Source organism: Magnetococcales bacterium (genome assembly GCA_015228935.1).
In the GTDB taxonomy this organism is placed as follows: domain Bacteria; phylum Pseudomonadota; class Magnetococcia; order Magnetococcales; family DC0425bin3; genus HA3dbin3.
Map to the genome: position 1 here is coordinate 1 of JADGCO010000116.1, position 11,680 is coordinate 11,680.

Sequence of the window (11,680 nt, forward strand, 5' to 3'; positions counted from 1 at the left end):
CCCTTCCTCCTGGACCTCCTTCCCAGTTTTTCAAACGTTTACTAAAATAGGGGGGTTGAATAGTTACGAAACAAAAAGGACGTCTGGGGGATTCATCCCCCAGGGTCTTGTTTTTTTATCATTGAAAATAAGGGGGTGTTTGAGAGATTCTCCCGCCAAGGCGTTGTTTTCCGGCAAACGGGTAACCATGCAGCCGCAGTGGAGAAAAAGGGGTGAACATGTCCAGGACCAACGGATTGCGGTGGGTCTGGTTGCTGGCGGGTTGCGTCCTTGTCAGCGGTTGTGGCAACAAGGGGAATCTCTACATTCCAGGCCAGAAAACAGCGGATCAGGGGTCGCCGACCCAGAAAAACACCCAGAAACAGATCCCTGCCCCTGAAGAAAAAAACGAAAAAAATCAGGCTCTGCGGTAAAACGTCATGGATTATTTTCATTATCTGGGGGATCGGCTGCATTGCGAAGAGGTCCCCCTGGATCACATCGCTGAACTGGTGGGAACCCCTTTTTATTGCTATTCGGAACGCACGCTGCTGCGGCATCTCAAGGCATTCCAGGATGCCTTTCGGGGCATGGAGCATCGCATCTGCTATTCGGTCAAGGCCAACAGCAACCTGGCGGTCCTGTCGGCCCTGGTACAACACGGCGCGGGACTCGACATTGTTTCGGGAGGCGAACTCGAACGCGCACAAAGGGTGGGATGCCCGGCGGAGCGGATCGTTTTTTCCGGCGTGGGCAAAAGCGCTGCCGAAATCCGGGCGGCCCTGATGTACGGGGTCAGCATGCTCAACGTGGAGAGCGAGGCGGAACTGCAACGGGTCAATGCCGTGGCCAAATCCCTGGGCGTGTGGGCACCCGTGGCGTTGCGCATCAACCCGGATGTGAATCCACGCACCCATCCCCATATTTCCACGGGTCTCAAACGCAACAAATTCGGCATTCCCCATGGCCGGGCACTCGCCCTGTATCAGGAAGCCTCCCGTCTGGAACATGTGATCGTGGTGGGCCTGGATTGTCATATCGGTTCGCAATTGACCGACCTGGCCCCTTTCGTGGAAGCCTTGCGCCGGGTCAAGGGATTGCTGGCCCAACTCCGGGAAATGGGCCTCTCCATCCGCTACCTGGACATGGGAGGCGGTCTGGGAATTCCCTATGGCGAAAAAGACACCCCTCCCTCCCCGGCCCAGTTGGCCGAGGCCCTGGCGGCAGAACTCCAGGATGAAAATCTGATCGTGGTGCTGGAACCAGGCCGGGCCATCGTCGGCAATGCCGGCGTGCTGGTGGCCCGGGTCGAATATGTCAAGGTCGGCGAGGAAAAACGGTTTGTGGTCACCGATGCCGGCATGAACGATCTGCTGCGCCCCTCGCTCTACAATGCCTATCATGGCATCCTGCCGGTCATGCGCCGCTTTGACCGGGAAGAGGTCGTGACGGATGTCGTGGGACCCATCTGCGAATCAGGCGATTTTTTCGCCCGGGACCGGCTGCTGCCGGATTTCCAGGAAGGAGACCTGCTCGTGGTGCGTTCTGCCGGTGCCTACGGATTTACCATGAGCAGCAACTACAACTCCCGCCTGCGGGCAGCCGAAGTCATGGTGCGCGACGACCGGTTTTCCGTGGTGCGCCGGCGTGAAACCATTCAGCAGTTGCTGGACAATGAAATCCTCTTCCCGGTGGAGGGGAACTCTTGAAATTGTCCGGAAATCACCCCAGAACCGGGGACACTTCCAAGGCCGAAAACCCTTCCGGGGACCACCCCGCCCCCCTGATCTTTACCAAGATGCATGGTCTGGGCAACGATTTTGTGGTACTGGACCATCTGGAACAAAAGCGCACAGTGACGCCGCAACAAATGGCCTGGCTGGCAGATCGCCGGTATGGGGTGGGGTGTGACCAGGTGGTGGAACTCGTGGCCGGGGAAAGCCGCGCCCAGGCCAGGATGATCATCCACAATGCCGACGGTTCCCAGGCGGAGATGTGCGGCAATGCGGCCCGCTGCGTGGGATTGTACCTGCGACGCCATCGGGGTATGTTGGACCCGGAACTGACCCTGGAAACCGGGGCCGGACTGGTCAAGGTGCGTTGCGAAACACCGGAACTGTTCGCGGTGGATATGGGAACGCCAAAATTTGGCGGGGAAAAATCCCTGACAGTGACCTGGTCGCCACACGAAAATCCCGTGCCGGTGCCGGGCGTGGTGGTTTCCATGGGCAATCCCCACTTTGTGGTTTTTCGCCCGGATGTGGCGGAGGTTCCCCTGGAGCGGGTCGGCGCAGAATTGTCGGAAAACGCGGCATTTCCCGGGCGAACCAATGTGGAGTTCGTGCAGGTGCTGGACAGTGGGCGGGTGCGCATGCGGGTCTGGGAACGTGGTGCCGGCATCACCCCTGCCTGTGGAACCGGGGCGTGTGCGGCTGCCGTGGCCGCCGCCGCGCGGGGAGCAACAGGACGGCGGGTGGTGGTCCATCTGGATGGCGGCGATCTGACCATACACTGGCAGGAAAACGACCGGGTGATCATGACCGGCCCGGCTGTCGAAGTCTTTCAGGGGAGGGCAATCCCTCCCTGACAGGGAGTTGGCACCCATGCAATTCATCGATCTGCAAGCCCAGTATCAAGTCTACCGGGAAGAGATCAACACCGCCATTCAAGGTGTCCTGGACTCTTCGCGGTATGTCAATGGCCCGCAAGTGGCCGCCCTGGAAGAGGCGCTGGCCCGGTTTGTGGGCGTCCGTCATGCCGTGGGCTTCTCTTCCGGAACAGACTCCCTGCGCGCCACCCTGCTGGCCTGGGGCATCGGCCCGGGAGATGAAGTCATCACCACCCCCTTCACCTTCGTGGCAACCGCAGAAGTGATCGCCATCCTGGGGGCACGCCCGGTCTTTGTGGACGTGGAACCGGAAACCCTCAATCTCGACCCGACCGGGCTGGAACAGGCGATCACCCCCCGCACCCGGGCCATCATTCCGGTCAGCCTGTATGGCCAGTGCGCCAACATGCCGGCCATCCATGCCATCGCCCAAAAACATGGTCTCCACTGCCTGGAGGATGCCTGTCAATCCCTGGGTGCTTCCTGTCATGGGCAACGTTCCGGGAGTTTGACCGAAGCGGCAGCGGTCTCTTTTTTCCCGGCCAAGCCGCTGGGGTGCTATGGTGACGGGGGCATGGTCTTTACGGATGATGCGGATCTGGCCGGCAAGCTGCGCATGGTGCGGGAACACGGCCAGGTGGCCCGTTATCGTCACGCCATGCCCGGCATGAACGGACGACTCGACTCCATTCAGGCCGCCATCCTCCTGGCCAAGCTGCCCCACTTTGAAAAAGAGATCGATCTGCGACAACAGGTGGCCCGCTATTATACGGAGCGGCTGGCCGGGCGGGTGCGATTGCCGGTGATTCGTCCCGGGCATGTCAGCGTCTTTTCCCAGTTTACCATTCTGGTCGATAATCGGGAGCAGGTGATCCGGGCCTGCGAAGCCGCCGGAGTTCCCACGGCGGTCCATTATCCGATCCCCCTGCATCACCAGCCGGTCTTTGCCACGGGACCCCTGGCCCTGGGGTATGCGGAGAACGACTTTCCGGTGGCGGTCCGGGCCGCTCGCGAGGTTCTCTCGCTGCCCATGCACCCCTTCCTGACTTCCGACCAACAGGATCTGGTCGTCCAGACGGTATTGCAAGCCGTGGCTGGCAGGTGACGCGGGGGCACATGTTCGCCCAGGTGGCCCTGCCGGTTCCGCTGCGCAATCTGTTTACCTATGAGGTCCCTGCAACGCTGAAGGCGGCATGCCAGCCGGGTTGTCTGGTCCTGGTCCCGGTCGGTCCTGCCAGCCGTGTCGGGGTGGTGTGGGAACTTTCGGACACACCCGTCTGGCAGGAGGGAACGATTCGTCCCCTCCTGGACGTTCTGGGCGAGGGACCGTTCCTCAATGCCGAATTGCGCCGTCTGCTCGATTGGCTGGCCCGCTATTACATGCAGCCCATCGGCAGTGTCGTGACCACGGCCTTGCCGGGCCATTTGGGCTTTCACCGCAAGCGGCGTTTTCTCTGGCAGGGAAAACCGGTCACCGGGGATCTGCCCCCGGCCCTGCTCCCCCTGGCCACGGCCTTGCAAACCCGCAAGGGTGGCCTGACCGAAGAGACCCTGGCCCGCAATTTTGGACGCACAGGGTTGCAGGGACGCTTGCGGCAATTGCTGGAGCGGGGTCTGGTTGCCGTGGAAGAAAACTGGCAGCCACGGCATCGAACCGGTGCCACTCCTCCAGAAGTGTCGTCCCCCCTCCCCTCGCCGACCACCCAAACCGGTTACTCCCCGGTCAATGACGCGCCCGATTGCCAGGGCCAGCCCGTCAATGATGCGCCCGATTGCCAAGGCCAGCCCGTCAATGATGCGCCCGATTGCCAAGGCCAGCCCGACATGGTCAGGGTAGTAACCGCCCAGAATGGGCAGGATGGAATGAATGGGCAGGGTAGAACGGAACAGAACGGCATCCCTGGATCAATCCCGGATCGAGGTCCATCATTGAACGCCGGACAGGTGGCCTGCGTTCAGGAACTGGCGGCGGCCATGGCTGCCGGCATCTATGCCCCGTTTCTCCTCGAAGGGGTGACCGGCAGCGGCAAGACCGAGGTTTATTTTCAGGCCGTGGAGAGATGTTTGCAGCAGGGGCGGCAGGCCTTGCTGCTCGTCCCGGAAATTGCCTTGACCCCGCAACTCGTGGCCCGCTACCGCGCCCGATTCCAGCACACCCTGGCTATTTTCCACTCCGGCATGCCGGACAATAAACGTTTCGCCTATTGGCAGGCCATTCAGGGGGGCGAGGCCCGGGTGGTGATCGGGGCACGCAGTGCCATTTTTGCCCCGTTTGTCCGTCTGGGCCTGGTCGTGGTGGATGAAGAGCATGACGGTTCCTACAAGCAGGAGGAAGGGGTTCCCTATCATGCCCGGGACATGGCCGTGGTGCGCAGTCGGGAGGTGGGGGCGGTGCTGGTGCTGGGAAGCGCCACACCTTCCCTGGAATCCCTGGCCAATGTCGAGCGGGGACGCTATCGCCATCTGACCTTGTCGGAACGGGCCACCGGAGCCGCATTGCCGCACATGCACAGGGTCGATCTCAAGGATCCCCAGGTTCGGGAGACGTTGGCCTCCGGTCAATTGCTGAGCGGGGTGTTGCGGCAGGCAATTACCGAGGAAGTGACCAACGGGCGGCAGGTGTTGTTGTTTCTCAATCGACGCGGCTATGCCCCTTCCCTTTTATGCCGGCGCTGCGGCGCGGCCATCACCTGTCCCAACTGTTCGGTGGCGTTGACCCTGCATAAACAACGAGGTGGTTTGTTGTGCCATTACTGTGATCATTTGCGCCCCATCACCGATATTTGCGGGGTGTGCGGCCAGATGAGCATGGCCCATCTCGGTTTTGGCACGGAACAACTCGAAGAAGAGACCAGAAACTCTTTTCCGGGCATACGGGTGGCCCGCCTGGATCGGGACACGGCCAGCGGCAGCGGACGCCTGGAAGAGATTCTGGAAGCCTTTCGGACCGGTTCGATTCAAATCCTGGTCGGCACGCAAATGGTTGCCAAGGGGCACCATTTTCCCAACCTTTCCCTGGTGGGAATCGTGCTGGCCGAAACCAGTTTATGGCAACCCGATTTTCGTTCCGCCGAACGGACCTTCCAGCTCGTCACCCAGGTCGCCGGTCGGGCCGGTCGGGACAGGATTCCCGGGCGGGTGATGATCCAGACCTACGATCCGGCCCACTACGCCCTACAGGCAGCGGCCAACCATGATCTGTCCAGTTTTGTGGCCACCGAAAAAGAATTTCGGCGGGAGGCGGGCTATCCGCCGTTTCGGCGCCTGATCCTGGTCCGATTTTCCACCCCGGTCCAGGAGGAAGGGGAACGGTTTCGCCGGCACCTGAAAGAGACCCTGGCAGGCGAACAGGAAGCCAGAATTCTCGGACCGGCTCCGGCACCGTTGTTCAAATTGCGCGGCTGGTTTCGGTGGCATGTCCTGTTGAAAGAGACGGATACCGGCTCTCTGCATGCCGCAGCCCGACGGTTGTTGACCCAGGCCGGAAAACTGACCGGCGGAACCCGGATCCGTCTGGAGGTGGATGTTGATCCGTACAGCTTTTTTTAAGTGGAAAATCCCCATGATCTGGAATTCAGGCTCCTGGTCAGGATGCGTCGTGAAATGGTATACGGAAGAGGGTCACTGTCCATGCCAAGAAACGGAAATGAATCCCTGTCCGTTGCAAGGACATGATCCACTTTTTTTTGACAGAAAGGTTGATTTTCTGAAAAATAAGTTTATCATGGAAACCCATGGGAGAATTTTATTATTTGAATACAGAGCGTTGAAAATATCTGTCGGAGAATGAAGGTGGCCCACCCGTTTGGCATGTGGTACTCTCGCACCGGGTCAGGCATGAAACTTGCGGTCCCCTGTTGGGATGATGCATTTTTGATCCTGGGGTACTGGATCGGTCAAGGATGTTGATTGTCAGGTTTCCGTGATGCAGGACGGTAAAGACGAGAACAACGCTTGCCAGGAAAACAAGGCGGAGTGGTACTCGTGGGCGGTGTCTGTCTTGGGTACACTGTCTGCAAGACGAAGAAAGGGGAGTTATCCAAATGGCGGAAAAAGTTGCTGGTGCCAGGAACATGCTGCCGGAATCGGATGTGATCGGTTTGGTGCGGGACGGAATCGCTTCTTCTCCTGATTGGGACAGGAGGATGACAAAAGAAGAATTCGAAAACGAGTTTTTAAAAATCTCCAACCGGGAGATCGACATGTACAAAGTCAAGCCCTGCCGGGTAGGCGTCCGGTCTTCGGGAGTTTCTTGACCTGTAGTCTGTTGTAGATACAACCAGAAAGAGGGGTGGACTGGAGACGGTCTACCCTTTTTTTCGTCCCTGGCGTCGTTGATCTGCCAGAAAAATACAATCACCTGCAATCAAAATCGTGTCGTGTTGATTTTGACTCTGTCTGGAGCTACCCTGCTGGGAATTCATTACAAGAGAGTTGAACACCCGGAAAGGCAACGAGATTCATGGAAAGCACAGAAAGCAATGATCAGCAAAATCAATTAAGTAGCTGGTTCCATAAACTCTGGATGGAAAGTTTTCTTCCGGAAGCCAGGGAGATTGTCGCTGGTGAAAAGGGAGATTTGATTCTGCCTGAAGGGGTCGAAAAACAAGTTTCTGAGGCTTTTGTAACCATATGGAATTGCGTCAATGGGCACATGAAGACTGATGATGGAAAACCAAAAAAAATGGATCGTCATAAAATCGCGGCATGCGTAGCGGCGGCCATTCTCCATGTGCGTGTACTCAAACGTTCAAACATATTGGACAAAGGATCACCTCGCGCTCATTTCGCCAATGAAATTCTGGCTTTTTATTGCGCATTAAACACTTTGGCATCCTTTATCTTTACAGGGTTTGATCAGGGCGAATTGCAGATTGATCCCAATCGAATCCTTGATCTCAGAAAAACAGGGTTCAGAATGCCGCCAACTCCCAAGAATTCAGATACCTACGATCAACACATCTACCTTGCATTTCAGGTTTCCCGTACCCTGCGCTACCTGCCGAACAGTCAACCAAGTCTGGGAATGAGTCATAACTTTATCCCTGTTGATATCCTGCTTTTGTCCACGATCCTCTACCACATCGAACTTTATAACCTGGAAACATTACCGATTATCACGATTGACAAGGATGAGCCAAACAAGGCAGCGTTATAGGCGATACCGGGTGGTGTCCATTGATGACCTGACCGATGGCCTTGGGCGATTTTGAAAAACAGAAACATGTTGATTTTCTTGAACTTTCACCAGTGCCGTTTTGTGAGGCAATGCAGGATTAAGGCATGTAAATTCGAATAGTTATATTGCATCAGGTCAGTAATGGACACCACCGGATTGTCAGCCAAGCTGGCCCAAACGATGATCAAGGCATCTAAACGCGACAAAGTGTCAAATCCGGTAATCTCAAGGTGCCGAATCTCGAAATATAGTGAATCTATCAACTGTTTCAGCGCTAAATTTTATTCGACGTAATCTTGATTTAAGTATTTTTATCGAGATTAGGCTCATTTTTTTATGAACATCTTCCATATCAATCAATCCTGATACCGTTTCAATTAAGTCACCAACAACAAATAGTTGAACTTTCAATTCTCTTTTTTTTAATTTTAAAAAATAAAATTGAGGAATTATAAATACTAAAATGCCAATCATAACACTAATAGCAAAAATTAAAAGTGCAGGAACAAAAAAATAACCAAAAATTTTAGTTAATCCAAATTCTTTAATTGATAAAAATGTCGCTGAAAATATAATATAAAATACAATAGCACCAATAGCAATAAACACCCTTGATCTTACAATTTCTTTTTCTAAATTGTAAATTTGTCTTGATGTATCTTCAACGAAATCGACCAGCTTTTCGATTTCGTTGATATTTGTTTCATTGTGAATATTAACTGGTTTGTCATCCATTGCCATCTTATCTCACTTGGATATTTTAGCGACAGTTTCCATAAAATTTTTAATCAAAGCTCGAGAATTATTCGTTCCGCCAATGTTAGATTTAATAGTTTGCCCATTCCAGGAAAAGTCCACATCCCAAGAAGAAACAGGCACAGTATCACATGATATATTCGAAGTCCCTATGTTGAAGAGCAAACGGTTCAGTATTTCAGTAAAAGGGCTTGACAGTGCTGGATGATAATATTTTTTTGCTTCGTCAAGATCATTAATAAAAAGGTCTGATTTATTTACAGCAATTAAAATCCATCGCGGATGCTTACATCTTGAATGGCTTTCTTTTATCCGTTGACAGATATATGAAAAATCCTCAAGCTCCTTTTTTAAGTTAAATTCACGCAATCGATCTATCGAATCGTATCCAGATTCAAGCAGATAATTGGATGTAATCTCATCTCTTGGTTGAGTATATCCCCAATCAACAACGTAAATAACTCCGTCGAGATTATCATGCTTGCTGAACGCCTCGTGAAGGCCGAGGTCACGCTCCTGAATGCCTTGACCAGGAATGACACGAACAACGGTTCCCCAACCTCCAACAGTCAGGACAGAACTTTCAATATTACGAGATGTTTCAGGGATTTCATACTCCAGATATTCGGTGGCTCTTCTCATGCGATCATGCAAAAGAGATTTACCTACTGCCATTCGTCCCGTGATCACGATGTTGGTATTGCCTTTGCCAAGGTAATGAATTAAAACCAGCAAAGGCAGCATCAGATTATTGATACCAAAATGGACCATAGGTGACGATCACGGACCAGAATCTGACATGCTATCGTCAATATCCAGACCCGGTCATGCTAGCATCGTCATGTCGGTGCTGCCAAGAGGATAGTTGGAAAAGGGCAAAAGAGAAGCATATATTTCAATGTGGACACGGCATGGCATGATCCCGCATTTACAGCAAATCAGCCATGATCGAATCCGCCAATGGCAATCCTTGTGAGGTCAAAAAGAGGCGTTCCGGTGACTCCTCCACCCAGCCGGCAGCACGGAAATGGGCCAGACGAGCCTGTTTTTCTGTAACAATATCCACCCCTTTGATCGTTCGGTACAGGTGTCGATCCAGGCCGATGCCTTGTCGCAGGCCCATGATCAGGGCATCGGCGGCGGCTTCGTCTGGGGATTGGATGGCGTCCAGGAGCAGGGGGAGGTGGTTTTCCTGGAGGGATTGCAGGTAGGTGGTGACGTTAGGGTGATTGGCGGTGCGGCGGCGGCTGAAATGGCTCCCATCAATGGATGTCAGCTTGCCATGTGCCGCAGCCCCGATGCCGATATGGTCGCCAAACTCCCAGTAATTACAATTGTGCCGGGAATGGTATCCCGGTTTGGCAAAGTTGCTGATTTCGTAGGGGGACCAGCCCAGGCGGGCCAGGGTGGCGTGCGTGTATTGGAACATTTCCAGGGATATATCCTCCGGCAACGCAGCGGCAAAATACCGGGTGGTAAAGGGGGTGCCGGGTTCCATGGTCAAGGTGTAGCAAGAGAGGTGTTCCGGGTTCCAGGTCAGGGCTTCGGTCAACTCAAGTTGCCAATCTGCCGGAGTCTGGCCGGGGGTGGCATAGATCAAATCCAGTCCCAGGTTGCCAAATCCAGCGGCCCGGGCGGTGCGTATGGCCGTGCGGGCTGCATCTGCCGTATGGATGCGCCCCAGGAGAGCCAGCCGGTCGGCGGTCAAGGCCTGGATTCCCAAGCTCAGGCGGTTGACGCCGGCAGCACGATACCCCTCCAAACGCGCCAAAGTGACGGAATCCGGATTGGCTTCCAGGGTGATTTCAGCAGCGGGAAGCAGGGACCAAAGGGAACGAATGGTATCCAGAATGGTGGTGATGCCGGTGGCCGAAAACAGCGAAGGCGTCCCCCCACCGATGAATATGGACTGCAAGGGGCGGGAATCCTGCACCAGACGGTGCCGCCAAAGGCGCAGCTCCTGCACCAGGGCCGCAACATAGGATTCCTCCGGCGGCAAGGCGACAGCGTCGGAGTGAAAATCACAGTATGGACATTTGCGGGTGCAAAAAGGAATGTGCAGGTACAGGGCAAGCGGGGGCAGGAGCATTCCCGGACCGGGCCTGGCTAAAGGGATGTTTCCAATAAAACTTTTTGTTGGATGGTAATCAATTGCCGGATGCCCTCTTCAGCCAGGTTGGCCATGGCGTTGAACTGGTCGCGGGTAAAGGGGGCCGCTTCGGCGGTGCCCTGGATTTCGACGAAACTTCCGGAACTGGTCATGACAAAATTGCAGTCGGTTTCGCAGGTGGAGTCTTCCGGATAATCCAGGTCCAGGAGCGGCTGGCCTTTCAGGATGCCGCAACTGACGGCGGCCACAAAATCCTGGATGGGCAATGTCGTCAATTTTTGGCGTTTCTGGAGGGTGCGGCAGGCATCCATGAGGGCGACAAAGGCCCCGGTGATGGAGGCGGTACGGGTACCACCATCGGCCTGGATCACGTCACAGTCGATCCAGATGGTGCGTTTGCCAAGCAGGTCCAGATTGACCACCGAGCGCATGGAGCGACCGATGAGACGCTGGATTTCGAGGGTGCGTCCCCCCTGTTTGCCACGACTGGATTCACGCACGGTCCGTTCATGGGTGGAGCGGGGCAGCATGCCGTATTCGGCAGTGATCCAGCCGCGTTCGGGGTGTTGTTGGCGCATCCAGCGGGGTTGGGACTCTTCCACGGTGGCGGTACAAATGACCTGGGTATCCCCGCAGGTGATCAGACAGGACCCTTCGGCGTGTTTGATATAGGAGCGGGTGATGGTGACTGGTCGCAATTGATTGGAACGGCGGTCATGAGATCGGGTCATGATGGATATTCCTTAAAAAAAACAAATTGAAAAAAAGAGGGGGTCTGGGGGATTCATCCCCCAGTGGGGTCTGGGGCAAGGCCCCAGTGGGGTTTGGGGCGAAGCCCCAATAAAAATCATTTTTCAATTTTTTTTTCTCAGCAGGCACTGTTCAGGATCATTTAAAAAAAGGAAAACAGGCACAGTTCAAGATTCCAGGAAAGACGGAAAAGTGATGGGGAAGGTACGATACCTCTCAGAGGCTGTCCATGAACTCTCGAATAAAAAAATTGGAAAGAAAGATTTTATTGGGGCTCCGCCCCAAACCCCGCCAGGAG

The 11,680-nt window shown here is 54.9% G+C and carries 10 protein-coding genes and 1 pseudogene; 7 read left to right on the top strand and 4 right to left on the bottom strand.

Annotated elements, in window-relative coordinates; translation table 11 throughout:
• Window positions 1-218 precede the first annotated feature (218 nt).
• From HQL65_18230 to HQL65_18260, 7 genes and pseudogenes are all read left to right on the top strand, one after another.
• Window positions 219-338: pseudogene (locus HQL65_18230) on the top strand (lipoprotein).
• An 81-nt stretch (window positions 339-419) separates the two neighbouring features.
• Window positions 420-1,688: a diaminopimelate decarboxylase gene (lysA, locus tag HQL65_18235; GenBank protein ID MBF0138175.1), complete on the top strand. Its 1,269-nt coding sequence runs from the start codon at window positions 420-422 to the stop codon at window positions 1,686-1,688.
• Between the two features lie 74 nt (window positions 1,689-1,762).
• Window positions 1,763-2,566 (top strand): diaminopimelate epimerase, encoded by an 804-nt coding sequence (locus HQL65_18240; protein MBF0138176.1) that lies wholly within the window; start codon window positions 1,763-1,765, stop codon window positions 2,564-2,566.
• Window positions 2,567-2,582: 16 nt separating this feature from the next.
• Complete coding sequence (locus HQL65_18245) at window positions 2,583-3,692, top strand: DegT/DnrJ/EryC1/StrS family aminotransferase (protein MBF0138177.1); 1,110 nt, start codon at window positions 2,583-2,585, stop codon at window positions 3,690-3,692.
• An 11-nt stretch (window positions 3,693-3,703) separates the two neighbouring features.
• A complete protein-coding gene (gene priA, locus HQL65_18250; GenBank protein MBF0138178.1) occupies window positions 3,704-6,136 on the top strand; it encodes a primosomal protein N' in 2,433 nt (810 codons plus the stop codon).
• A gap of 494 nt (window positions 6,137-6,630) precedes the next feature.
• Complete coding sequence (locus HQL65_18255; protein ID MBF0138179.1) at window positions 6,631-6,843, top strand: hypothetical protein; 213 nt, start codon at window positions 6,631-6,633, stop codon at window positions 6,841-6,843.
• Window positions 6,844-7,049: 206 nt separating this feature from the next.
• The gene (locus tag HQL65_18260; GenBank protein ID MBF0138180.1) at window positions 7,050-7,745 is read left to right on the top strand and encodes a hypothetical protein; all 696 of its coding nucleotides are present in this window, start codon (window positions 7,050-7,052) and stop codon (window positions 7,743-7,745) included.
• Window positions 7,746-7,991: 246 nt separating this feature from the next.
• On the opposite strand, the gene HQL65_18265 is transcribed toward HQL65_18260, so the two are convergent.
• The 4 genes from HQL65_18265 to rph all read right to left on the bottom strand — a co-directional run bounded on the left by HQL65_18265 (window position 7,992) and on the right by rph (window position 11,363).
• Window positions 7,992-8,507, bottom strand: a complete 516-nt coding sequence (locus tag HQL65_18265; protein MBF0138181.1) for a hypothetical protein — start codon at window positions 8,505-8,507, stop codon at window positions 7,992-7,994.
• Between the two features lie 6 nt (window positions 8,508-8,513).
• Entirely contained in the window at window positions 8,514-9,266 is a 753-nt protein-coding gene (locus HQL65_18270) for a 50S ribosome-binding GTPase (protein ID MBF0138182.1), read from the bottom strand.
• 184 nt (window positions 9,267-9,450) lie between these two features.
• Window positions 9,451-10,611, bottom strand: a complete 1,161-nt coding sequence (gene hemW / locus HQL65_18275) for a radical SAM family heme chaperone HemW (protein MBF0138183.1) — start codon at window positions 10,609-10,611, stop codon at window positions 9,451-9,453.
• Window positions 10,612-10,628: 17 nt separating this feature from the next.
• Window positions 10,629-11,363 carry a ribonuclease PH gene (gene rph / locus HQL65_18280; GenBank protein ID MBF0138184.1) on the bottom strand — a complete coding sequence of 245 codons (735 nt, stop codon included), beginning with the start codon at window positions 11,361-11,363 and terminating at the stop codon, window positions 10,629-10,631.
• Window positions 11,364-11,680 lie beyond the last annotated feature (317 nt).

What these genes read in the sequence shown, in the direction of transcription:
- HQL65_18260 (MBF0138180.1), top strand. Translation starts at nt 7,050, where the DNA reads ATGGAAAGCACAGAAAGCAATGATCAGCAAAATCAATTAAGTAGCTGG.
- rph (MBF0138184.1), bottom strand. Translation starts at nt 11,363, where the DNA reads ATGACCCGATCTCATGACCGCCGTTCCAATCAATTGCGACCAGTCACC.
- hemW (MBF0138183.1), bottom strand. Translation starts at nt 10,611, where the DNA reads ATGCTCCTGCCCCCGCTTGCCCTGTACCTGCACATTCCTTTTTGCACC.
- HQL65_18255 (MBF0138179.1), top strand. Translation starts at nt 6,631, where the DNA reads ATGGCGGAAAAAGTTGCTGGTGCCAGGAACATGCTGCCGGAATCGGAT.
- HQL65_18270 (MBF0138182.1), bottom strand. Translation starts at nt 9,266, where the DNA reads ATGCTGCCTTTGCTGGTTTTAATTCATTACCTTGGCAAAGGCAATACC.
- HQL65_18265 (MBF0138181.1), bottom strand. Translation starts at nt 8,507, where the DNA reads ATGGCAATGGATGACAAACCAGTTAATATTCACAATGAAACAAATATC.
- HQL65_18245 (MBF0138177.1), top strand. Translation starts at nt 2,583, where the DNA reads ATGCAATTCATCGATCTGCAAGCCCAGTATCAAGTCTACCGGGAAGAG.
- lysA (MBF0138175.1), top strand. Translation starts at nt 420, where the DNA reads ATGGATTATTTTCATTATCTGGGGGATCGGCTGCATTGCGAAGAGGTC.
- priA (MBF0138178.1), top strand. Translation starts at nt 3,704, where the DNA reads ATGTTCGCCCAGGTGGCCCTGCCGGTTCCGCTGCGCAATCTGTTTACC.